Annotated in this window: 1 protein-coding gene; it reads left to right on the top strand. The window is 74.2% G+C overall.

Features of this window, described 5'->3' with window-relative positions; translation table 11 throughout:
• Nucleotides 1-233: DUF2252 family protein (locus tag SB717_RS39820; protein WP_410908877.1), on the top strand; the 233-nt coding region annotated here is incomplete at both ends.

Raw genomic sequence — 233 nt, 5'->3', positions numbered from 1 at the left:
GGGCCGGGCCGCCCGCCGTCTCCTCCCGCGCTCGGCGCAGGCGGACTACTCGCCATCGCCCGGCCGCGACCCGATCGGGATACTGCGGGCGCAGCACGAGAACCGCCTGCAGAACCTGATCGACCTCCGGGTGGAGCGGATGAGCGCCGACGCCTTCGCGTTCTACCGGGGGACGGCCGCGATCCAGGTGGCCGACCTGGCGACCGCTCCCAGCACGGGAGCGGAGGTGGTGA

Origin of the sequence: Priestia sp. SIMBA_032, assembly GCF_046535215.1 — a bacterium.
GTDB classification, from domain to species: domain Bacteria; phylum Bacillota; class Bacilli; order Bacillales; family Bacillaceae_H; genus Priestia; species Priestia aryabhattai.
Note: the sequence above shows the minus strand (reverse complement) of the source record. Positions and strands in the feature narration are given on the sequence as shown.